General features: G+C 39.7%; 23 protein-coding genes and 2 pseudogenes. 3 read left to right on the top strand and 22 right to left on the bottom strand.

What is annotated here, in order from left to right:
- Positions 1-6 precede the first annotated feature (6 nt).
- The 19 genes and pseudogenes from BZK16_RS09860 to ndhC all read right to left on the bottom strand — a co-directional run bounded on the left by BZK16_RS09860 (position 7) and on the right by ndhC (position 17,541).
- Entirely contained in the window at positions 7-489 is a 483-nt protein-coding gene (locus BZK16_RS09860; protein WP_077928713.1) for a hypothetical protein, read from the bottom strand.
- A gap of 74 nt (positions 490-563) precedes the next feature.
- Positions 564-1,982, bottom strand: coding sequence for a DNA recombination protein RmuC (gene rmuC / locus BZK16_RS09855; protein WP_077928712.1), 1,419 nt, complete (start codon positions 1,980-1,982; stop codon positions 564-566).
- Between the two features lie 236 nt (positions 1,983-2,218).
- A complete protein-coding gene (mog, locus tag BZK16_RS09845) occupies positions 2,219-2,782 on the bottom strand; it encodes a molybdopterin adenylyltransferase (RefSeq protein ID WP_077928710.1) in 564 nt (187 codons plus the stop codon).
- Between the two features lie 13 nt (positions 2,783-2,795).
- The gene (locus BZK16_RS09840; protein ID WP_233145269.1) at positions 2,796-4,244 is read right to left on the bottom strand and encodes an NADH-quinone oxidoreductase subunit N; all 1,449 of its coding nucleotides are present in this window, start codon (positions 4,242-4,244) and stop codon (positions 2,796-2,798) included.
- Positions 4,245-4,260: 16 nt separating this feature from the next.
- A complete protein-coding gene (locus BZK16_RS09835) occupies positions 4,261-5,781 on the bottom strand; it encodes an NADH-quinone oxidoreductase subunit M (RefSeq protein ID WP_077928709.1) in 1,521 nt (506 codons plus the stop codon).
- Positions 5,782-5,791: 10 nt separating this feature from the next.
- A complete protein-coding gene (gene nuoL, locus BZK16_RS09830) occupies positions 5,792-7,795 on the bottom strand; it encodes an NADH-quinone oxidoreductase subunit L (protein ID WP_077928708.1) in 2,004 nt (667 codons plus the stop codon).
- Positions 7,796-7,799: 4 nt separating this feature from the next.
- On the bottom strand, positions 7,800-8,132 hold the full coding sequence (nuoK, locus tag BZK16_RS09825; RefSeq protein WP_077928707.1) for an NADH-quinone oxidoreductase subunit NuoK: 333 nt from the start codon (positions 8,130-8,132) through the stop codon (positions 7,800-7,802).
- A 2-nt stretch (positions 8,133-8,134) separates the two neighbouring features.
- Positions 8,135-8,800: an NADH-quinone oxidoreductase subunit J gene (locus tag BZK16_RS09820; protein ID WP_077928706.1), complete on the bottom strand. Its 666-nt coding sequence runs from the start codon at positions 8,798-8,800 to the stop codon at positions 8,135-8,137.
- Positions 8,801-8,812: 12 nt separating this feature from the next.
- On the bottom strand, positions 8,813-9,304 hold the full coding sequence (gene nuoI / locus BZK16_RS09815; protein WP_077926302.1) for an NADH-quinone oxidoreductase subunit NuoI: 492 nt from the start codon (positions 9,302-9,304) through the stop codon (positions 8,813-8,815).
- Between the two features lie 14 nt (positions 9,305-9,318).
- Entirely contained in the window at positions 9,319-10,362 is a 1,044-nt protein-coding gene (nuoH, locus tag BZK16_RS09810; protein WP_077928705.1) for an NADH-quinone oxidoreductase subunit NuoH, read from the bottom strand.
- Between the two features lie 3 nt (positions 10,363-10,365).
- Positions 10,366-12,666, bottom strand: a complete 2,301-nt coding sequence (gene nuoG, locus BZK16_RS09805) for an NADH-quinone oxidoreductase subunit NuoG (RefSeq protein WP_077928704.1) — start codon at positions 12,664-12,666, stop codon at positions 10,366-10,368.
- Entirely contained in the window at positions 12,659-13,948 is a 1,290-nt protein-coding gene (gene nuoF, locus BZK16_RS09800) for an NADH-quinone oxidoreductase subunit NuoF (protein ID WP_077928703.1), read from the bottom strand. Before nuoF ends, nuoG begins: the two co-directional genes overlap by 8 nt.
- Entirely contained in the window at positions 13,948-14,463 is a 516-nt protein-coding gene (locus BZK16_RS09795) for an NADH-quinone oxidoreductase subunit NuoE family protein (protein WP_077928702.1), read from the bottom strand. Before BZK16_RS09795 ends, nuoF begins: the two co-directional genes overlap by 1 nt.
- A gap of 29 nt (positions 14,464-14,492) precedes the next feature.
- A complete protein-coding gene (locus tag BZK16_RS09790; protein WP_077928701.1) occupies positions 14,493-15,743 on the bottom strand; it encodes an NADH-quinone oxidoreductase subunit D in 1,251 nt (416 codons plus the stop codon).
- Positions 15,743-16,438 (bottom strand): NADH-quinone oxidoreductase subunit C, encoded by a 696-nt coding sequence (locus BZK16_RS09785; RefSeq protein WP_077928700.1) that lies wholly within the window; start codon positions 16,436-16,438, stop codon positions 15,743-15,745. Before BZK16_RS09785 ends, BZK16_RS09790 begins: the two co-directional genes overlap by 1 nt.
- Positions 16,439-16,447: 9 nt before the next feature.
- Complete coding sequence (locus BZK16_RS09780) at positions 16,448-16,933, bottom strand: NuoB/complex I 20 kDa subunit family protein (protein ID WP_077926311.1); 486 nt, start codon at positions 16,931-16,933, stop codon at positions 16,448-16,450.
- Positions 16,924-17,088: pseudogene (locus BZK16_RS15015) on the bottom strand (NADH-quinone oxidoreductase subunit A); the annotation flags it as partial. The pseudogene BZK16_RS15015 and the gene BZK16_RS09780, both read right to left, overlap by 10 nt.
- Before the next feature lie 4 nt (positions 17,089-17,092).
- A pseudogene (locus BZK16_RS14090) lies at positions 17,093-17,197 on the bottom strand (NADH-quinone oxidoreductase subunit B); the annotation flags it as partial.
- Positions 17,188-17,541 carry an NADH-quinone oxidoreductase subunit A gene (gene ndhC, locus BZK16_RS09770; protein ID WP_077928698.1) on the bottom strand — a complete coding sequence of 118 codons (354 nt, stop codon included), beginning with the start codon at positions 17,539-17,541 and terminating at the stop codon, positions 17,188-17,190. The gene ndhC and the pseudogene BZK16_RS14090, both read right to left, overlap by 10 nt.
- A 190-nt stretch (positions 17,542-17,731) precedes the next feature.
- On the opposite strand from ndhC, the gene BZK16_RS09765 reads away from it, so the two are divergent.
- The 3 genes from BZK16_RS09765 to BZK16_RS09755 all read left to right on the top strand — a co-directional run bounded on the left by BZK16_RS09765 (position 17,732) and on the right by BZK16_RS09755 (position 21,275).
- Positions 17,732-18,934, top strand: coding sequence for an amidohydrolase (locus BZK16_RS09765; RefSeq protein ID WP_077928697.1), 1,203 nt, complete (start codon positions 17,732-17,734; stop codon positions 18,932-18,934).
- Between the two features lie 51 nt (positions 18,935-18,985).
- The gene (locus BZK16_RS09760; protein WP_077928696.1) at positions 18,986-19,492 is read left to right on the top strand and encodes a DUF4124 domain-containing protein; all 507 of its coding nucleotides are present in this window, start codon (positions 18,986-18,988) and stop codon (positions 19,490-19,492) included.
- A gap of 76 nt (positions 19,493-19,568) precedes the next feature.
- Positions 19,569-21,275, top strand: a complete 1,707-nt coding sequence (locus BZK16_RS09755) for a proline--tRNA ligase (RefSeq protein ID WP_077928695.1) — start codon at positions 19,569-19,571, stop codon at positions 21,273-21,275.
- A 66-nt stretch (positions 21,276-21,341) separates the two neighbouring features.
- On the opposite strand, the gene BZK16_RS09750 is transcribed toward BZK16_RS09755, so the two are convergent.
- The 3 genes from BZK16_RS09750 to tsf form a co-directional block, all read right to left on the bottom strand.
- Entirely contained in the window at positions 21,342-21,860 is a 519-nt protein-coding gene (locus BZK16_RS09750; RefSeq protein ID WP_077928694.1) for a hypothetical protein, read from the bottom strand.
- Complete coding sequence (locus BZK16_RS09745) at positions 21,841-22,056, bottom strand: hypothetical protein (protein WP_077928693.1); 216 nt, start codon at positions 22,054-22,056, stop codon at positions 21,841-21,843. Before BZK16_RS09745 ends, BZK16_RS09750 begins: the two co-directional genes overlap by 20 nt.
- A 126-nt stretch (positions 22,057-22,182) precedes the next feature.
- Positions 22,183-23,058, bottom strand: coding sequence for a translation elongation factor Ts (tsf, locus tag BZK16_RS09740; RefSeq protein ID WP_077928692.1), 876 nt, complete (start codon positions 23,056-23,058; stop codon positions 22,183-22,185).
- Positions 23,059-23,118 lie beyond the last annotated feature (60 nt).

Here is a 23,118-nt window from a genome sequence, read left to right as displayed (position 1 = left end):
GACATATTAGAATGTTTCTGTGATATCAAAGCCTGTGATCTCAAAGATCATTTCGTAGAATAACTCTTGGCCAACATCTTCGTAAGGCTCATCAATGAAAGGATAATTTAGAGCATGTTCAGCAGGCAAATATTCGCCCATATTACCTTCAATTTCTAAATCCACTTCCATCCAATGACGTGATAATTGGCCATTTTTATATTGCTCAAACCACAAACCATTCACGGAATCATTCACAGCAAACATATATAATTCTTGATTTTTAGAGAGTTTTTTCAGATTTTGTGCAAAGTTATCATCAAAACAGCTCTCGATATTCATGCACACAAAGTCCCATGTTTCATATGAAACACTGACTAATTTGTGTTTTTCAACTAAAGGATAGATATCGTGATCTTGCTCGATCACTGTTAACTTCTGAGCATTTAATGAAGCAAACTGCTCTGCCAGCTCAGGAAAATTTGGGGCAAAGAGAATAACGATATCCATGAAAAATCCTTAACAAGAAAAATATGTAGCAATCTGTGTATTGTAGGCTAAGAATTACTAAACTGCTATTTCAATCATGCTTCTTTGATATTAATTAAACGCTCAATTTGATGATCGGGATAAATTGCTTCAACTTTAGGCATCTCTTTATGAGCTTTGGCGGATAGTTGGTTGAATCGTTCCACCTTACCATACAAACCTTGTTGCCCAACCAAAGCTGTGACTGTGCCATTATAATGCATGCTCACTGTATTCAATGAACCACCAAGTTTTTGTAATCGCTCCGCAATTGTGCACACTTGATTATAAATTTCTCCTGCACGTTCACTGATTTCTCTCGCTTCCGCTGTGCTATGCTCTATCATCCATAAATTGGAAATGGTTCGTAAAATTGGCATCAATGTTGTATGGGAAACCAGAATCACATTTTTCTGATAACCATAATCATAAACTTCAGGCTGATACTTCAAAACCTCAATGTAAGCAGATTCAATCGGCATAAACATCAACACAAAATTCGGGCTATGAACGCCAGATAAACTGCTGTAATCCTTACGTGATAAATCTTCAATGTGACGCTTCACTGCATTCACATGCTCTTTCATTGCACGTTCAAAATCCAAATCATCTTCCGCGGACATTGCACGCTCAAATGCATTTAAGGAAACTTTACTATCAATCATAATATGTTTTCCATCGGGTAAATTGATCAAGAAATCAGTGATTTTCTGTTTACCTTCTTGATCACGGAAACTCGTTTGAATTTCAAAGTGAGCATCTTTCATCAATCCACTCAATTCTAATGTTTTACGCAACTGTGCTTCGCCCCAAGCACCACGTTTTTGTGAATCACCTTTTAATGCTGAGGCCAAGTTATTCGCTTCTTCGCTCATAGCTAAACCAATTTCCATCACTTTACGAATTTCTGCATTCAGTGTGGAATGATCTTTACTGGATTCTGTGTGCACTTCATTCACACGCTTTTGGAATCCTTCAATTTGTTCTTTGAAAGGTTGCAATAGAGATTCCAATCCTGCTTGATTGTGCTCTTTAAAAATTTTGCCTTTCTCTTCAAAAATTTTGTTGGCTAAGTTTTCAAATTCTTGGCTCAATGCCACTTTATTTTCTTGTAACTGCAAAATTTGTGAATCAAAGAATGCTTCACGCTCTTCCACATAAGTGTAGATTTTTGTAGCATCTAATTCCAACTGCTGATTCTTTTCAAAGAGATTTCTGATTTCACTCTCTTTGGTCAGCATCAATTGCTCAAACTTTTGTAAGCGGCTTCTTAAATCTTCAATATGTTCTTTCGCCGCTTGAATATTGGCAACCGCTCGCGCCAAATTAGTTTCGTGCGCATGTGCTTGGATTTGGCTCTGCTTTAATTCTTGTATGAGATCATGATTTGTACTTTGCAATTGATGATGAGCATCCTGCAAATAATCATGCTCCGCACGCAAACGAGTTTGCTTCATCGAGCCAATGATCGCCATTAGCCCAATCCCTAAAAGAAAAGCTCCCCCTATCAAAATAAGGAGAGCANTATGAGATCATGATTTGTACTTTGCAATTGATGATGAGCATCCTGCAAATAATCATGCTCCGCACGCAAACGAGTTTGCTTCATCGAGCCAATGATCGCCATTAGCCCAATCCCTAAAAGAAAAGCTCCCCCTATCAAAATAAGGAGAGCATTATTCCATTCAATTTGTTTGAATAATTCGATCATTTATTTCTTTTTCGGACGAAAAGCCTTACAAATAGATTCATCAGTTTCAATGAAAGGTGCGCCAATCAAATCTAAACAATAGGGAATCGCTGAGAAAATACCGTGCACAATTACTTCATTGTCTTCACCAAGAACGCCGCCCAATGTTTCTTCAATCGCTTTAGGGCGACCAGGCAAATTCACAATTAAAGCTTGATTACGAATCACTGCAACTTGGCGAGATAAAATCGCCGTTGGTACATAATACAAGCTAATTTGGCGCATTTGCTCACCAAATCCTGGCATTTCCTTTGTACCTACAGCCAATGTCGCTTCTGGTGTTACATCACGAATCGCTGGTCCTGTTCCACCTGTTGTTAATACTAAAGAACAGTTTTCATTGTCTACTAATCGAATCAATGTTGCTTCGATTTCAGATTGTGTATCTGGAATGAGCGCTTCCACAAACTCAACAGGTGTTGTGATTGTTTTTGCTAACCAAGCTTTCAAAGAAGGAATGCCTTCATCTTGATAAACGCCTTGGCTCGCGCGGTCACTCACAGATACTAAACCAATCTTCATCATCTCTTTCCCTTTATTACATAATCAATGTTGGTACTAAACCCAACAATACAATCAAGAACACATTTACAGAGAAAATTGTACGTGAACCGATGCAATTTGTAATGGAGATATTTGCATTGTCATCTTGTTGATCAAAGAACATTACTTTGATAACGCGTAAGTAGTAGAACAAGCCCACAACTGATGCCAATAAACCAATGATCACTAAGAAGCCGTAACTTGCATTGTAAGCATTTTGCAATACGAATAATTTTGCAAAGAAGCCAACAAATGGAGGAATACCGCCCATTGATAACATGATCAATGCCATCAATACACCTAAGTAACCATGCTGACGACCAAAACCTTTCAAATCAGAAATATTTTGAATCGATTGACCATCTTTATTCACCAACAAAATGAAGCCAAATGCTGCTGTTGTTGTGAATGCATAAGTGATCGCATAGAAATATGCAGCAGATGGAATGCCAGTATCGTTACCTGCAAACAAACCTAACAACATAAAACCTGCATGTGATACTGCTGAATAACCGAGCATACGGCGCAAATTCGTTTGGCGAAGTGCCACAAAGTTACCGATGATGAATGATAACACTGCAACGATTGCCAACATTTGCTGCCATTGCAATGTCACTTCATAACCAGCCACTTTCAACAATGAATAAGCCATACTGATTGCTGCAATCTTTGGTGCTGCACCAATGAACATTGCAACTGGTGCTGGTGCACCTTCGTACACATCTGGTACCCAAGAATGGAAAGGTGCTGCACCCAATTTGAATGCAATACCCACAACAATGAATACTAATGAGAACGTTAAAATTAAGATGTTTTGATCAAAGTTCTGAGAAGCTAATGCCACCATTGCTTTGCCAATTGTTTCTAAATTCAACGATTGACCCACGCCGTACAACAAGCCCATACCGAATAATAAGATCGCTGATGCCATTGCACCCATCACGAAATATTTCATCGCAGCTTCTGTTGCTTTGCCATCTTTACGATTGAATGCCACCAATGCGTACATTGGCAATGACATTAACTCTAAACCTAAATACACCATTAACAATGTATTCGCTGAAACCAATACCAACATACCAATCGTTGATAATAGGATCAAAATGTAATATTCAGAATGGTTTAAGTTAGATTCTGATAGCTTTGGGAAGCTGTAGATCAAACCCAATAATACAACTAACAGCATTGCACTTTTGAGTTGCCCATTCGTGCTATTCACAACGATCTCGCTATTCCAAAAATATTGATTTTCTAATCCTGATGGAACCATCGTTAACAACAAAACAAATGCCACTAAAATTGAAGCCATGCTGAAAAGATGGATCGTCATAATGCGACTTTGCTTACTAAAACATTCCAATAACAGGACGCCAATCACTGCAATTGTCAGAACTAATTCCGGCAAGATTGCAATAAAGTCCATTGAAGTTAATCCGCTACTCATAATGATTTAATCCTTTCTATGGCTGACCAATGATTGTAATATTTGTTAAGAGGTGATCGATTGATGCCTGCATAACATTGGCGAGTGGCGCTGGCCATACACCTAATAGAACAATAAAGATTGCTAAAATTGCTAACAAGAAATATTCGCGAGAATTGATATCTTTTAACTCTTTCACATGTTGATGCACTGCTTCACCTAAGATTACGCGTTTTGTTAACCATAAGTTGTAAGCTGCACTCAAGATCAATGATGTTGCCACTGCAATTGTGATGTAGATACCATAATGGAAGCTCGCCAATAATACCCAGAACTCACCGATGAAGCCGGATGTACCTGGTAAACCTGAGTTTGCCATTGCAAAGAAGATGAAGAATGCACCGAAAATTGGCATGCGGTTAATCACACCGCCGTAATCCGCAATTTCACGTGAATGAACTCTGTCATATAAAACACCGATGGATAAGAACATCGCCGCTGATACGAAACCATGAGAGATCATCTGCATCATACCGCCTTGGATTGCCATTTGGTTAGCTGCCAACGGTGCATCTGTGAATGCAACTGGCAATACGAAACCTAATGTCACAAAACCCATGTGAGCGATTGAAGAATAAGCAATCAACTTCTTCATATCTTTTTGTGCCAAAGCAACAAATGAGATGTAGATGATTGCGATAATGCTCATTGCGATGATCATTGGTGCGAAGAATGCGATACCTTCAGGTACGATTGGCAACATGAAACGTAAGAAGCCATAACCACCGATTTTCAACGTAATTGCCGCCAAAATCACAGAACCACCAGTAGGCGCTTCAACGTGAGCTGAAGGCAACCATGTGTGAACTGGCCACATTGGTACTTTTACCGCAAAACCTGCTAAGAATGCCAACAACAACCATTTTTGCTGAGATAATGTTAGATCTAAATGTGAGAATGCTTCGATACCAAATGTTTGACCATTTGACTGTAAGTACAAATAGATCACTGCAACCAATAAGAAAATTGAACCTAAGAATGTGTATAAGAAGAATTTCAATGCTGCTTGAACACGATTCGGGCCGCCCCAAATACCAATGATCAAGAACATTGGAATCAACATTGCTTCAAAGAATACATAGAACAATACTGAATCCATTGCTGCAAACACACCGTTCATCAAACCAGCCATGATTAAGAACGCACCAAAGTATTGGTGACGTTTATACGTAATCACATCCCAACCTGCAATCACAACAATCACTGTCATGAAGCTGGTTAATAGGATGAATGGCATAGATAAACCATCCACACCCAAATGATAGTTGATGCTCAACGCTGGAATCCAAGATTTCAGCTCCACAAACTGCATTGCGTATGTTTCTGTGTTAAACGCGCCATACAATGGTAATGACACGATTAATGTCACAATACTTGCTGCCAATGCAAACATTCTTACACGGCAAGCATTTTTATCGCCAATTAGTAGTGTTGCAATCCCTGTAATGATCGGAACCCAAATCACTAAACTCAACCAAGGCATATTTTCGATACTCATCATTATGTCCTTATTTAAAAATGATTACCCAAGTCATCAATACAACCAACCCAACTGCCATTAATGACGCAGAGTGGTAGAGATAACCGGTTTGAAGTTTTCTAAATACGCCACCTAATTTAGACATTAAAGCAGCAGAACCATATACAGCTGTTTGATCGATGATGCGATCATCCACTTTCTTCCAGAAGAAGCTACCTAAAGATACAGCACCATCAGCAATGTATTTCTGGTTGATATCATCAAAGTAGTATTTGTTAGCAAAGATCTTCATCAAACCAGTACGCTGTAATGTTGCTGTATAGCTTGCTTCCACTGCTGGATTTTTCAAGTACATATACCAAGCAGCTGCCGCACCGAAAATTGCTAACCAAACTGGTAAAGTAATAAAGCCATGTAAGCCCATTGCTAATACACCATGGAACTCTTCAGCTACTTTAGCCATTGCATCATGTGCACTGCTCACTGTAATTGCATCTTTCAAGAAAGAACCTGTGATGAAATCACCAGCAACAAACATACCCACTAATAATGATGGAATTGCTAACAAAATTAATGGACCAGTCACAACTAATGGCGATTCATGTGGCTCATGTGCCAAGAAACCTTGTTTGTGATCATGTTCATCCAATGTTGGATCAACTTTATAGCGTGCTTTACCGTGGAACACTAAGAAATATAATCTTAATGAATACAATGCAGTAATAAACACACTCGCAATCACTGCGAAATATGCAAAGCCACTACCAAAGATATTGCTATTGCCTACTGCTAAAATGATTGCATCTTTTGAGAAGTAACCTGAGAAGAATGGCGTGCCAATCAATGCCAATGTACCGATCAAACATGTTAACCATGTGATTGGCATCTTCTTACGTAAACCGCCCATAAAACGCATATCTTGTTCATGGTGCATACCAATGATCACAGAACCTGCTGCCAAGAACAATAATGCTTTAAAGAATGCGTGAGTCATCAAGTGAAATACTGCTGCTGAGTATGCTGATGCACCCAATGCAACTGTCATATAGCCCAATTGAGATAACGTTGAATATGCAACCACACGCTTAATGTCATTTTGGAAGATACCCAAAATACCCATAAACAATGCAGTGATCGCACCAATGATCATAATGAATGATAATGCTGCATCTGATAACTCAAAGATTGGTGATAAACGAGAAACCATGAAGATACCCGCTGTAACCATTGTCGCTGCGTGAATCAATGCAGAGATTGGTGTTGGGCCTTCCATTGAATCTGGTAACCAAACATGTAATGGAACTTGTGCTGATTTACCCATTGCACCAATGAATAAGAAGATCGCTGCAAATGTTAATACATTCCACTCTGTGCCTAAGAAGCTCCAAGTTTGTGACAACAAACCAGGGTTTGCACTCACTGAACTAAAGATATCATCGTAATGTAAGTTGCCAGTTAGATATACCAAGCTCGCAATACCTACGATGAAACCGAAGTCACCCACACGATTCACAACGAATGCTTTCATATTTGCATAAGTTGCTGTTGGGCGCTTGAACCAGAAACCGATCAATAGATATGACACTAAACCTACTGCTTCCCAACCGAAGAAGAGTTGCATTAAGTTATTCGACATCACTAACATCAACATTGAGAATGTGAACAATGAAATGTAGCTGAAGAAACGATTGTAACCTTCATCGCCCTTCATATAGCCGATTGAATAGATGTGAACCATCAACGATACAAACGTGACAACCACAAGCATCATCGCTGTTAAGTTATCCACAAGGAAACCCACAGCCACTGAAATCGAGCCAACGCTCATCCATTCGTAAACATTGCCATTGAATGTTGGCACAGCGCCTGTTGCATGCACATATAAAGTATATGCTGACAACGCTGCTGATACAGCCACCAAGCCAATTGTAATAGTATGCGCAACTTTATTAGAAATAATGCGGCACATTAACCCAGCAAGTGCAGCACCAATCAAAGGTAAAAATGCGATTAATAAATAGATAGTCTTCATAGTATTATCCTTTTAACTCATCCATTTCATCGACATTGATGGTTTGACGTTTTCTATAAACTTGAATCAAGATTGCTAAACCAATCGCCACTTCCGCAGCTGCAACCGCTAATACAAAGAAAACAAAAACTTGCCCTGCTGGATCTTCTGAAGATGGTACTAAGAAATTACCTGAGAACTTAGAAAATGCCACAAACAAGATGTTGGAAGCTAATAACATCAACTCGATCGACATCAATAAGACAACGATGTTTTTACGGTTAATGAAAATGCCTGCCATACCAATACAGAATACTGCACTGGCCAGCATAATATAATCTGTTGCCAATAGTTGCATGCTTAGCCCTCCCCTTTCTCAGCTGTTGGTGTTTCAACTGGCAAAGCTTCCCACTGAGATGCATCCAATTTCACCACTTTTAATCTTTCTTCTGGTCTAGCTTTTAACTGCTCGCTCACAGGCATATATCTTGTGTAACTACGGCGTGGACGAATCGTCAAGCTGATCGCTGCGATCATTCCCACCAATAAGATCAATGCCACAATTTCAAATGCATAAATGTAGTGTGTATATAGATACATACCCAAGTTTGCTGTATTGCTGTAGCTCGCTGAAACTGCTGATGAAACAACTTCCACAGCATATGGATGAGTTTCTGAGAACACTGATTGCTTACCCACTAGAACCATGCCCATTTCTACGATCATAATCAACGTCAATACGATGCCAAGTGGCAAGTATTTAATGAAGCCTTGTTTCACTAATTCAGTAGAAACGTCGATCATCATCACAACGAAGAGGAAGAGAACCATCACAGCACCCACGTAGATCACTACAAGTGCTAAGCCTAAGAATTCAGCTTGAATCAACATCCACAATGCTGCTGTTGTCACAAAGCATAGAATCAAGTGCATCACTGCTGTCACAGGGTTACGTGCTGTAATCACACGCACTGCTGCGTAAAGTAGGATCAAAGAGAATACATAAAATAATATTTTTAATAACATTCTGCAGCCTCCTTAGCGAAATTTCGCGTCTGCTGCGCGATCCTTAGCGATTTGAGGTTCTAAACGATCCCCAAGTGCTAATAGTTTTTCTTTACACATAATATTGTCACCTTTTGTTTCCATGTGGTAATCAAAAGTACGTGTTAATACGATTGAATCAACAGGACAAGCCTCTTCACACAAACCACAGAATACGCATTTGAATAGATCAATGTCGTAACGTGTTGTACGGCGAGTGCCATCTGCACGTTCATCTGATTCAATGTTGATTGCTTGTGCCGGACATGCTGATTCACACAATTTACATGCGATACAACGCTCTTCCCCATTTGGATAACGGCGCAATGCGTGTAAGCCTCTGAAACGTGGAGATTGTGGAGTTTTTTCCTCAGGATAACTGATCGTTATCTTAGGACGAAACATATAGCGAAATGTTATCGCTAAGCCTTTTCTTAATTCTAGTAAAGAGAAGGTTGCATAGATAGATTTTAATTTCTTAAACATTGCTAATTCCTACTCTATTGAAACCAATAGTTAATACCGAGCGCGTACAACACGATCACAAAGAAAATCCAACCGATGGACAATGGGATGAAAACTTTCCAACCCAACCGCATGATCTGATCATAACGGTAGCGCGGGAATGTTGCTCTCAACCAAATGTATGTGAAAAGGAAGAATGCCATTTTCACTAACATCCAGAAAATGCCATCTTGGCCAATCACAGGAATACTTTCCAAACCAGGAATACCTGTAAATGGTGATAACCAGCCACCGAAGAATAATAGTGATGCCAACGCTGAAACTAAGATCATATTTGCATATTCTGCTAAGAAGAAGCATGCAAAGCCTGTACCTGAATACTCAACGTGGAAACCTGCAACGATTTCAGATTCACCTTCAACTAAGTCGAATGGTGCACGGTTTGTTTCAGCAACACCTGCGATAAAGTACAACACAGCCATTGGGAACAATGGGATGAAATACCATCTCAAAATACTCATGCCTTGTTGCCCTTCTACAATCTTCGTTAAGTTCAACGAGCCTGCCAACATGATCACAGTAATCAATGCAAAGCCCATTGCTAATTCATAAGATATCACCTGTGCACCGCTTCGGATCGCACTCAACATCGCATATTTAGAGTTAGAAGCCCAACCTGCAATGATGATTGCGTAAACACCCAACGATGTCATCGCCAAAATGTACATGATGCCTGCATCAATATTCGCGCCCACTAAACCATCACCAAATGGTACAACTGCCCATGCAGCAAAAGCTGTCGTTACGATGATGATTGGTGACAATACGAAAAATACTTTATTCGCAGCAGATGGAATCACCCACTCTTTAAAGATCATTTTGATTAAGTCAGCAAATGGCTGTAGTAAACCAAATGGACCGACACGGTTTGGACCTAAACGTGTATGCATTACTGCCAAAACACGGCGTTCTGCATATGTCATATATGCAACCGCAATCACCACTGGCAAAACAACCGCCAATGTTTTCAAAAGCGCCCAAACGAGAGGGTAAAAAATAATTGCTTTAATAATTTCCATTATTTACCCCTCGATCGCTTCATAATAATCAATCATTAAACCAAACTCCCTTGGGATTCTTAAGCAGTTGGCCGCCATCTTCGCTGTTGAACGCACATTGAATTCTTGACCTTCCAAAACCCATTGTGTTTGATTCACTGCTTCATTACCCACAACACGCTTGCGCGCTGCCAATGGTGTTGCTTGTAATGCTGGTGCACGGCGCACATAAGCATCCGTTGAATAGATGGATTCCATTGGTACAGCAACTAATCCTGTTTGTTCTGCTGCTTTCCAATTCAAATCTTTTGCGTATGACATGAAGTTTGTATGAGCATTTGTTGCTAATTGATTTGCACATTTTGCCAATACATCTGAACAATGAACATAATCAAAACCTGAGAACTCAAATTCGTTACCCAATACACGCAAGATTTTCCATAATGGCTTAGATTCAAAACTTGGCTCTGCTGCTGCTTTCACAGTTTGCAATTTGCCTTCTAAGTTCATCAAGCTACCATCCGTTTCGCCCCAAGCTGCTGCTGGCAAAATGATCGTTGCCACATCACGCAATGCTTCAGAAACAAATGGTGTCATCGCCACAACCAATTCCGCTTGCTTCAACGCTTTCATTACAGCTTTACGCTCAATGAAATCATGTTCAGGATCAATCGCCCCTACTAAGATATAAGCTTTCAATGGATTTTCGATCATTGCATGTGTATTGCCTTTCGCAACACCCATCAATGAAGCGCCTGACATATTCGCACCTTCTGCGATGTAGCCAAATGCACCATTAGAAATCTCTGCAATATTTTGGCAAAGAGCACGAATCACTGAAAAGTCAGGATTAGATACAGCATCTTTACCTAATACAATCCACTGCTTATTGTCATTGCCAAACATGTTTGCGATCTCAATTGATCTCGCATCACTGCTTGCTTTTTCAACAATGCTCGCCAATTCAGGCGCAACAGTTTTTTGCATCTTCTGAGAAATAGCTGCCAATACATTAGCTAGCACGTTCACCCATTGATTCGGTGCCGCAATTACTGCTTCTGTCGGATGCAATTGATCAGTATCGTAAGTGTTCAACAATGCAACTTTCGCACCGTTTTTCACAGCTTCACGAATGTCGATTGCCAATACTGGCACTTCCATTCTTGGATCAGCGCCCACTAAGAAAATGGAATCTAAAGATTTCACATCTTTAATCGCAACGCCAAGTGAACGGAATGTAGGTTCAACTGAATCACTGCTGAAATCCACTTGTCTAAAGCGTGAATCAATTTTTTTGATACCTAATTGATCAGCCAATTGCTTCGTTAAGAACTGCTCTTCAACTGTTGCAGATGGTGAAACAAAGATACCCACTTGATCCGCACCCAATTTCTGTACAGCACCTTCAATTGCCATACGAGTTGCTTTCAAGCCGTTGATCCAATCCACTTGCTCTAATGCTTTCTTCTCATTCATGATCATTGGTGATTTCGCACGATCAACGCTGAAGTTTGCTTCATAGCTGAAACGATCACGATCTGAGATCCAAACTTGATTGATTGCTTCATTTTCACGTGAAACCACACGAGCAACTTTGCCACGCAATGTATGAATTGAAGTATTTGTACCTAGACCATCATGAATGCTTACAGAATCATTCTTTTTGTATTCCCAAGGTCTTGCTTGGAATTTAGAAGGTTTTGCTGTCAAAGCACCGACTGGACACAAATCAATAATGTTGCCTGAAACTTCTGATGATAATGAGTGTTTCACATAAGTTGTGATCTCTAAACGATCACCACGATCTACGCCACCCAATTCACGTAAGCCTGCAACTTCTTCGCCATAACGCACACAACGTGTACATTGAATACAGCGATTCATGAATGTTTCTACTAATGGGCCAATATCGATTTTTTCGTAATGGCGCTTTTCATCGATGTACATTGAATGTTGGCTACCGAAACCTACTGAGTTGTCTTGTAATTCACATTCACCACCTTGATCACACACAGGGCAATCTAAAGGATGGTTAATCAATAAAAATTCCATCACAGATTTCTGTGCTGCACGCGCTTTTTCATTGCGTGTGCGAATGATCATGCCATCAGAAACTTGAGTCGCACACGCTGGCATTGGTTTTGGCATTCTTTCAATGTCCACCAAACACATACGGCAACTTGCAGCGATAGACAATTTATCGTGATAACAGAAACGAGGAATTGGCACACCAACTTCATCTGCGATTTCAATCACAGAGCGCCCTGCTTCTACATCATATTTTTTGCCATCTATTTCGATAGAGAGCATCTGCTTATCAGTCATTATTCGCTCCTTCAACCATAGATCTACCATGTTCAATATAATATGCAAACTCATGACCAAAGTGTTTGATGAAACTCAACACTGGCATTGCTGCTGCATCCCCAAGTGCACAGATCGTACGTCCACCGATGTTATTTGCAATATGCTCTAAACGTTCCAAATCTTCAGGAACGCCTTTGCCTTGCAAAATACGATCAAGAACACGATATAACCAACCTGTACCTTCACGACATGGTGTACATTGACCACATGATTCGCTGAAATAGAAACGAGATAAGCAACGCAATGCTTTAACCATATCTGTTGTTTCATCCATCACGATCACAGCGCCAGAACCTAACATTGAACCTGTGACTTTAGCAATTGAGTCATAATCCATATTTGCTTGCATCATCAAATCACCTGGAACAACAGGTACAGATGATCCGCCTGGAATCACAGCTTTTAATTTACGGCCTTTCCAAACACCACCTGATAATGCCAATAAATCAGCAAAAGATGTGCCCATATTGATTTCATAGTTGCCTGGTTTTTCAACATGACCAGAAACTGCAAATAGCTTTTGACCACCAGCACCTGGAATACCTAAACCAGAGAACCATTCAGGACCATTACGAATAATACGGCCAACTGACGATAATGATTCAGTATTATTGATCGTTGTTGGTTTGCCATATAAACCCACAGCTGCAGGGAATGGTGGCTTGAATCGTGGCTGGCCTTTTTTACCTTCCAATGATTCTAACAATGCTGTTTCTTCACCGCAGATATAAGCACCTGCACCAATTGCAGGGTGAATATCCACAGAAATGCCTGTGCCTTTGATATTTTCGCCGAGTAATCCTGCTGCATATGCTTCATCTAATGCATTTTGGAAGCGAATTGCTGGCTCATCCAAGAACTCACCACGCATATAGTTATATGAATGACGCGCATTCATTGCATAACTTGCGATCGCCATACCTTCAACCAAAGCATGTGGGTTAAAGCGTAAAATATCACGATCTTTACAAGTGCCTGGCTCAGATTCATCCGAGTTACAAACTAAGTAACGTGTGATGCCTTCACCTTTTGGCATGAAACTCCATTTCACACCTGTTGGGAAGCCTGCACCACCACGACCACGAAGCCCAGAGGCTTTCACCATATCAATCACTTCATCACGACTTAATTCACCGTTGAGAATACGGCGCCATGCGTCATAACCACCTAACTTTTCGTAGGTTGCTAATGACCACGGCTCATCATGACCAAGTGTAAAATAACAAACTTGATTCATCATCAGTGTTCACCTTTCTCTGCACTTGCTGCAATTGCATCCAATATTTCATCGATCTTTTCGATCGTGATATTTTCATAATAGACATGATTGATCTGCATCGCTGGCGCATAACTACAAGCTGCCAGGCACTCTTCTTCTTTCTTCAAGTAGAAAACACCATCTTCTGTCGATTCGCCTGCTTTAATGCCAAGCTTACCTTCAACGTGTGCAAGAATCTTCTCGCCACCACGTAACATACAAGAGATGTTAGTGCAGATCGAAATTGAGTTACGACCACAAGGTTTCGTTTCATACATTGAGTAGAATGTCGCAACTTCATAAACAGCGATTGGCGGAATTTCCAAGTATTCGGCAATGCCATCCATCAATTCTGTTGTTAAATATCCATTATTATCATGCTGAACTTCTCTTAAAGCAGCTAAAAGCGCAGACTGTTTACGATCTTCTGGGAAATGCTTCAACCATTTATCGATCTCTTGTCGTGAACGCTCCGTTAAAATTTCTTTTGCACTCATAATCTATGCCTTAATTCAGTTATCAATATTTAACGATCAATGTCGCCGAACACTAAGTCCAACGTACCTACAACCGCCACCACATCACCCAACATGTGACCTTTTGTCAAAGTCTCTAATGCTGCTAAATGTGGGAAACCTGCTGGACGAACTTTTACACGGTATGGTTTATTTGCACCATCTGATACAAGATAAACGCCCATTTCGCCTTTTGGATGCTCGATTGCCGCGTAAACTTCCCCCTCAGGAACGCAATAACCTTCTGAATACAACTTAAATTGTTGAATCAGATCTTCCATCGACTCTTTCATTTCAGCACGTTTTGGTGGAGATACAACGCTATCTTCTAGCATTACAGGACCAGGATTCTTCTCTAACCAATCAGCACATTGCTTCATAATGCGATTAGATTGGCGCATTTCTTCCCAACGAACCAAGAAACGATCATAACAATCGCCCTCTTTGCCCACTGGAATATCAAAATCTAAATATTCATAAGCTGCATATGGCTGAGTTTTACGTAAGTCCCAAGCAACACCCGAAGCGCGCAACATTGGGCCCGTTAAGCCTAAGTTCATTGCATCTTCCGCAGTTACTTGACCAATACCAACAACACGTTGTTTCCAAATCCGATTTTCAAACAATAATGTTTTGTATTCTTCTAAATGCTGATCAAAACGAACTGTAAAATCTCTAACAAAATCCAAGAATGTTTCACGTGGCTTATTCAAGCGATCCACTTTCTTCTGATTACGGAATTTATTTACTTCATATTTAGGCATTTCATCAGGAATGTCCTTTGCAACACCGCCTGGGCGATAATAGAATTGGTGCAAACGTGCGCCTGTTGCAGCTTCACACATATCCATCAAATCTTCACGATCACGGAAGCAGTACAAAAACATACCCATCGCACCCAAATCGATACCATGTGCGCCCAACCACATTAAGTGATTTTGTAAGCGATAGATTTCATCGAATAAAGTACGGATATATTTCGCACGAATCGGTGCTTCAATGCCCAAAGCTTTCTCAATTGCCAACACATAAACGTGCTCATTACACATACAAGATGAGTAATCCATACGATCCATGTAACCAATCGATTGATTGTAAGGTTTAGCCTCCGCTAATTTTTCAGTACCACGATGTAACAATCCAATGTGTGGATCAGCACGCATAATGGTTTCACCGTTCATTTCCAAAATCAGACGCAATACACCATGCGCCGCAGGATGCTGAGGACCAAAATTTAATGTGTAGTTTTCAATATTTGCCATTAGTTCTGCTCCTCTTTACGAATCACACGAGGGATCACAACGCGAGACTCAATACTCACTGGCTGATAAACCACTCTTTCTAACTCTGGGTCATACCAAATTTCCACATGGCCTGTTAATGGGAAATCCTTGCGTAATGGATGACCAATGAAACCGTAGTCAGTTAGGATACGACGTAAATCTGGATGACCATTAAAAATAATGCCAAATAGATCGAACGCTTCACGCTCAAACCAGTTGGCACTTTTATAAATATCATTCACTGAATCAACCATTGGAAAGTTATCATCTTTCATGAATGTTTTGATGCGGACTCGCGCATTACATTTCACAGATAGTAGATGATAAACGGCTGCGAAACGATTTGGCATTTCTGCGTTTTTGCGCACTTCATCTAAAGATGATTCTTTGCGCCCAACAGATGTCTCGTGAACCGCGCGGCTAAAGCCATGGTTACTTGCTTCAACATCCCACTCTGCGATGCCGTAAGCTGCATAGTCAACACCGCAAACATCCATTAAGTTTTCAAATGGTAGTTTGTCATTGGTGTGCAATAGCTCCATGGTTTCATGTAAATGATCGCTATCAACGATGATGGTCAATTCATTTTTGGCGATCTTGCTTGAAACGATTCGATCACCCAATACAGACGATAATGTCGTCAGAATAGTTTCTGGTCGTAAAATAACCGACATTGGCTCCCCCTAGCTTAAACGCGCAATGGTACTTGTACGCTTAATCTTCTTATGCAATTGCAAAATACCGTAAATCAATGCTTCAGGTGTCGGTGGACAACCTGGTACATAAACATCTACTGGAACAACGCGATCTACACCACGCACAACTGCGTATGAGTAGTGATAATAGCCCCCGCCATTCGCACATGATCCCATAGATAAAACCCATTTTGGTTCTGGCATTTGATCGTAAACTTTACGCAATGCCACAGCCATTTTATTTGTTAACGTTCCCGCAACGATCATCAAGTCTGATTGACGTGGAGATGGTCTAAATACAGAGTTACCGAATCTATCTAAGTCGTAACGTGCAGCCCCTGTATGCATCATCTCAATTGCACAGCATGCTAAACCAAAAGTTACAGGCCATAAAGAACCTGTTCTTGCCCAGTTAATTGCGCTGTCTAATGTTGTGGTGACAAAACCTTTATCTAAAGCGCCTTCTATTCCCATTCTAATGCCCCTTTCTTCCACTCATATGCAAATCCCACAACGAGCAAGAATAAGAAAACTGAAACAGCAGCAATACCAACCATTCCAACCTCACGCCATACGACTGCCCAAGGGATTAAAAATGCTAACTCTAAATCGAAAACTATAAATAAAATCGNCTAAACCAAAAGTTACAGGCCATAAAGAACCTGTTCTTGCCCAGTTAATTGCGCTGTCTAATGTTGTGGTGACAAAACCTTTATCTAAAGCGCCTTCTATTCCCATTCTAATGCCCCTTTCTTCCACTCATATGCAAATCCCACAACGAGCAAGAATAAGAAAACTGAAACAGCAGCAATACCAACCATTCCAACCTCACGCCATACGACTGCCCAAGGGATTAAAAATGCTAACTCTAAATCGAAAACTATAAATAAAATCGCCACTAAATAGAATCTAACATCAAACTTCATTCGTGCGTCTTCAAATGCTTCAAAACCACACTCATAGGGTGAAAGTTTTTCTACACTGTCTTTCTTGGGAGATAGGAAATAACCTAGCGCAACTAGTATTATCCCAAAGATGAGGCTGAACCCAATAAACACAAGCACTGGTAAATAATCCATCATAGCGATTATCCTCTTCTAATAAACATCAATTTTTGGTGGCAAGCATGCCTTGTAAAACTTTATTTCGCATAAAAAGCTTTTATGAAGCTAATTACTTATATTAATTGTAACCAAGAAAGCATTCAACTCTTTCGCTTTTTCAAGGTACCATATAGTAACAGAAAATAACCTATTTGGGAGCGACGACACGATGACCTTACACTTTCTAGACGAAAATCAAGAAAAGATTCAGTGGTTCAAAAAGCATGAAAATGACTTCATTAAAATGCGTCAATTTTTTCATGAAAATCCTGAACTCTCCAAAAAAGAGTTTGCAACAACCGACAAAATCAATAAGCTACTTGAATCATGGGGCATAAAAACTGACCGTTCATTTTTAGAAACAGGTGTCGTTGGACTTATTAAAAAAGGGACAAGTTCAAAAAGAATTGGTTTACGTGCAGATATTGATGCGCTACCAATTGACGAAAACACTGATCTAACATATAAATCAAAAAAAGCTGGGATAATGCATGCATGTGGTCATGATGGGCATTTAGCAATGCTACTTTTTGCAGCTAAATACCTACAAGAAGAAGCTGACTTTGATGGAGAAATCCTATTAATATTCCAACCAAATGAAGAAGATAGCGCAGGCGCTCGTGACTTAATTGAAGCTGGGCTATTTAAAAAATATCCTGTCGATGCAGTTTATGCTGCACATAATTTCCCTGGTGCAGATGTTGGCACACTCTTAATCTGTGATGGCCCTCAAATGGCAGGTACTGTGAGTATTGAGATTGATATTCATGGCGTAGGCTGCCATGCTGCGCATCCTTATAAAGGCGTTGACCCAATCGTCACTGCGGCACAAGTCATCGTTGCACTTCAATCTATTCCAACCCGTAATATGGCAGCCACTGATAGCGTAATCATTACTATTGGTACAATCCATGGTGGCACTGCACACAATGTCATTCCTGAAACAGTTAAACTCACAGGCACATTGCGCTACTTTGATCCGAAAATTCGCGAATTAACTAAAAAACGTATTCATGAAATTACAGAAGGTATTTGCACTGCTTTTGGTGCACGTGCTGACGTTCGCTTACAAGATGGATATATTGCAACCGTAAACCATACTAAAGAAACTGAAATTGCACTGAAAGCTGCTCAAACACTATTCAAAGCAGAAGCAATTTCAACAGAAAAAGCACCATCCATGGGCGCAGAAGATTTTGGCTTCATGTTAGCTGACCAAAAAGGTTCATATTTCTATATTGGTAATGGCCCTGATTCATCCACTAATAAACTTCATAATGCAGGATTTGATTTTGATGATCGCAATTTATTATATGGCGGCGTTTATTGGTCTGTGCTTGCACAATATTATTTGGATAACGCACAAGATTAATAGTATGATAAAATCATCATACTAACATTAATGACTAAATAGCTAACTATTATGAAAAAAACCCTATATTTGTGCATGCTATTCATCGCCGCATCTACTGTAGCACAAGCTCAGCAAATGTATCGTTGGACTGATAGCAAAGGCGTTGTTCACTACACAGAATACGCACCAGATGAAGCTCGTCAACAAATTCTAAACTTTGACAAAGATCAACCTCATATTGATAATTCAGCAAAAGATGTGAAAAATCTCAATATCATGCAACCAACACAAGCAGTGCTGATACAAATTGAAGAAAAGAAAACTTTTGATCCAGCAGATAGAAAGAAAACTTCAACAGGCGTAACAGTTGCAGCAGAAGCTTTGGATCCTTCAGCAATGACTTATTGCCAAATCATCCATAAAAATCTAGAAACTTTTACAGCGTTAGAAAATGGTGAATTTGATCAATTATTGTTAGTTGCTCAATCAGGCACGCAAACTCGTATTTCTCCTGAACATATTCAAGATCAATACAAGACAACTATAGATAATTTAGAGAAATATTGTTTACAATAGTCTGTGTTTAGTTCTATATATAAATGGAGCGCTGGCGCTCCATTTTTTTGTCACACTTTTTCTGAGAAAGCCACATATGAAAACCTCTCATTTTCCATTGAGTACCACTAAGGAATTCCCAAAAGATGCTGAGATCATCTCACATCAGTTAATGATCAAATCAGGCATGATCCGCCGTTTGGCATCAGGCTTGTATACTTGGTCACCGTTAGGTTTACGCGTTTTGCATAAAGTTGAAAATGTTGTGCGCGAAGAAATGAATAAATCTGGTAGCCTAGAAGTATTAATGCCTTCAGTGATTCCTGCTGAATTATGGAAAGAAACAGGTCGTTGGGATCAATTTGGTAAGCAATTACTAACATTGAAAGATCGCCACGAAAATGATTATTGCTTAGGCCCAACGCATGAAGAAGCAATCACAGACTTTGCGCGCCAAGAATTAAAAAGCTATCGTCAATTGCCAATCAGCTTTTATCAAATTCAATGGAAATTCCGTGATGAAATTCGCCCACGTTTCGGTGTAATGCGTTCCCGCGAATTCTTGATGAAAGACGCTTACTCATTCCACATTGATACTGCATCATTGGAAGCTGAATACCAAAACATGTATCGCACATATTCTGCGATTTTTGATCGCTTGCAATTGGAGTATCGTGCTGTATTAGCTGACTCAGGTGCAATTGGTGGTGATCGTTCACAAGAATTCCATGTGTTGGCTGATTCAGGTGAAGATGCAATTGTAATTTCAACAGAATCTACATATGCAGCAAACATTGAACGTGCTGAAACAAATGCTGGCGCAAAATATGCAGCACCACAACAAGCATTTGAAAAAGTGGCGACACCAAATGCACGCACAGTAGAAGATGTTGCAAAACAATTAAATGTGCCGATTGCCAAAATCACGAAAACATTAATTGTTCATGCAGAAGATGGTAGCTTAATCGCAATCTGCTTACGTGGCGACCATTCATTAAATGAAGTAAAAGCAGGTAACTTTAAAGGCATTGCAAACCCTGTACAATTCGCAACAGATGCTGAAATCATTGAAAAATTAGGTGTTTCACCTGGCTCTATTGGCCCTGTCAATTTACCAATTCCTGTATTGTTTGATCATGCTTTATATTCAGAAAGCGACTTCATTTGTGGCGCTAATGAAAATGGCTTCCATTATGTTGGCGTAAACTTTGAACGTGATCTACCACTTTCAGGCACGCATGATTTCCGCAATATCGAAGAAGGTGATATTTCTCCAGATGGGCAAGGAACAGTCAAGTTTATTCGTGGGATCGAAGTTGGTCATATCTTCCAACTGGGCAATAAGTACAGTACTGCGATGAATGCTTCGGTTGTGAATGAAAATGGTGAACAAACTTTCATGGAAATGGGTTGTTATGGCATCGGTGTAACTCGTATTGTTGCATCTGCGATTGAGCAATCTCATGACGATAAAGGCATTATCTGGCCAGATGCAATGGCACCATTCAAATTATCTTTGATCCCAATGAACTATCACAAATCAGAAGTTGTGAAAGAATTGGCAGATAAATTGTATAAAGAATTCTTAGCATTGGACGTTGAAGTATTATTGGAAGATCGTGATATTCGCCCAGGCAATGCGTTCAATGACCATGAGTTAATCGGCGTACCGCATCGTTTAGTGATCGGTGAACGTGGCTTGAAAAACAACGAACTAGAATACAAAGGCCGTAAAGATGCAGAAAGCACATTTATCCCTGTAGATTCTGCGGTTGAATTCATCATGAATCAATTGAAGAAATAATCTTCACAGATTAATTCTTAACAATTAACTTAAATCATCCTGCCCTGCTTTGCTCGGCAGGATTTTTTATGGCTCAAATGTAAATTCAAACCTACTAAAATTAAGTTCTGCATTTTTTAGATTATCTACACCATGAAAAGATCGAGCAATATCATCTATCTTCCCAATATTTAACAATTTAGGCGCTGTATCTTCTGAAGAAGAAGGTGGAATAGCAAACCGAAATTCCTTCTGATGACTAAACTTTACATCCTTAGAGAAACATGCAGAAAATAAATCTCTTTCTCGCATATATATATCATTAGACAATTCCACATAATCAACAAAATCATAATGAAAACCTAAGTGTTTCTCTCGTTCACACGCTTTTTCAAATCTATCTAAAAAACTCCCAACATTTACAACAAGTACAAAATAAGGCCCTAAGCCTGATAATGCCTCAATTGGGAATAAATCTATTACACTGCAATTATTTTGATATACATCCAATGCTTTAATGCCATAACAGCAAAATATTTTCTGATAATCTACGGCGAAATTACTAAAAACAATATTTTCAATTGGCTTAATTTCCGTCCCATCCATTGATGTCATCGTAACCATGCTTGGAGCTCTTAACAAGAGTTACCCCTTCTAAAGCATCATCTCTTAATTCACCCGATATATCTTCCTTTCTAAAGAAAGACAAATTATTCATATAGAGATTACCATTCAAGAAATCCTCCATATATTCACGTTTACTAAATGCCTTAATAATCAATAGTGGTTCTGAGAAGTTCATAATGCCCTACAATATAAAATAATAAAAACATGATTAATATAAGAACAATGAATAAAATAGCCAACAACAAAAAAGCGCCTGAATAATCAGACGCTCTTTGCTCGCTAATTTAAACTTAAGTTTAAATTACTTGCTCAAACCTGCTTGAGCCATAACTTCTGTAGCGAAGTCGATTGTTGTGATTTCTACGCCTTCACCTAATTCAAAACGTACAAACGCTTTAACTTTAGCTGATTTAGATTTCAACAATTTACCAACGCTCATGTCTGGATCTTTGATGAATGCTTGACCTTCCAAAGTAACTTCTTCTAAGTACTTACGGATACGACCTTCAACCATTTTTTCAACGATGTCAGCTGGCTTACCTGATTCAGCAGCTTGTGCTGAGTAGATATCGCGCTCACGATCCAATAATTCAGCTGGAACTTCAGAAGCATCGATGCAAACTGGGTTAGCAGCAGCAATGTGCATTGCTACGTCTTTTGCTAAATCTTCGTCGCCACCTTCAACTTCAACGATTGCAGCAATACGACCACCGTGAACGTAACCACCTAAAATGCCAGTTGCGTTCAATACTGTTAAACGACGTACGTTCATGTTTTCGCCGATTTTAGCGATTAAACCTTTACGAACTTCATCAACTGTAGAACCGTTCAATGCTTGCGCACCTAATTCTTCAACTGTTGTTACATCGCTATTCAACGCGATATCAGCAGCGTCGTTAGCAAATTTCAAGAAGTCTTCGTTCTTAGTTACGAAGTCTGTTTCACAGTTAACTTCTAAGATCAAAGCTTTTGAAGCGTTTTGACGAACCAACAATAAACCTTCTGCCGCAGCACGATCAGATTTCTTGTCAGCTTTTGCCAAACCATTTTTACGCATCAAATCGATAGCCGCTTCCATGTCACCGTTAGTTTCAGTCAATGCTTTTTTACAATCCATCATCGCTGAACCAGTACGTTCACGGAGTTCTTTAACCATTGCAGCAGTAATATTTGACATTTTATAACCTCATTAATTAATGAATATCTCTAAAATAAAAGCGCCCAAGAAACGGGCGAC

The sequence above is a fragment of the Wohlfahrtiimonas populi genome (assembly GCF_002006795.1).
Lineage (GTDB): Bacteria > Pseudomonadota > Gammaproteobacteria > Cardiobacteriales > Wohlfahrtiimonadaceae > Wohlfahrtiimonas > Wohlfahrtiimonas populi.
This window is presented reverse-complemented; position numbering and strand designations above follow the sequence as displayed.